Genomic DNA, 851 nt, shown 5'->3' with positions numbered 1-851 from the left:
CCGGCCCGGTTCATCGGTCGGCTGGTGAGGGTGTCCCTGCGCGCGTCGGAGGTCATCGTCTTCGACGGCCGCAACGAGATCGCACGCCACCCGCGGGTGGTCGCGCTCCACGGGCAGAGCGTGAACCTCGACCACTACCTGGAGGTACTGCTGCACAAGCCGGGCGCGCTTCCGGGGTCGACGGCCCTGACCCATGCTCGGGCGTCGGGGGTGTTCACGTCGACCCATGAGGCGTTCTGGGCGGCGGCGCGGAAGACGGACGGGGACGCGGGCGGCACCCGGGCGCTGATCGACGTGCTGCTGCTGCACAGGTCGATGGCCGCGGCGGATGTTGTCGCCGGCATCACTGCGGCGTTGACCGTCGGCGCTGTCACCGCCGACGTCGTCGCGGTCGAGGCCCGCCGACACCAGACGTTGGGCGGGGCTCTGGATGATCGTCTACCTGTTGCGCAGACTCATGGTCCCGGACGGCGGGTGGTCAGTCTTACGCAGCGGCGCCTCGCGGATCCTGCCGCTGTCATCGCCGGGCTCCCCGCGGACACGAGGCCGCTGCCCTCGGTTGCCGCCTACGACCAGCTGCTTCGCCTGCCTGATCGGGCGGCTCCCGCAATCACGTCCACCATGGAGAAAGGAACAGGATCATGACCACCACGACTACCATCACCGCGACTCTCCGGCGTCGTCGGGGACTGACCGAGGAGGCCGCGGACGCTGCCATCGATCAGGCCTGCCGGCGGCTTCGTCTTCCCACGATCCGCGCCGTCGTCGGGGAGACGACCTCGGTCGCCCAGAAGGAGCAGCTGTCCTATCAGGGGTTCCTGGCGGAGCTGCTTCTGGCGGAGTGCGACGAC

General features: G+C 69.8%; 2 pseudogenes. Both read left to right on the top strand.

Annotated elements, in window-relative coordinates:
* Positions 1-645, top strand: a pseudogene (locus JF66_RS19485) (IS21 family transposase); the annotation flags it as partial.
* A pseudogene (locus tag JF66_RS19480) lies at positions 642-851 on the top strand (AAA family ATPase); the annotation flags it as partial. The pseudogenes JF66_RS19485 and JF66_RS19480, both read left to right, overlap by 4 nt.

The organism is Cryobacterium sp. MLB-32, from assembly GCF_000738085.1.
Classification (GTDB): Bacteria; Actinomycetota; Actinomycetes; order Actinomycetales; family Microbacteriaceae; genus Cryobacterium.
Note: the sequence above shows the minus strand (reverse complement) of the source record. Positions and strands in the feature narration are given on the sequence as shown.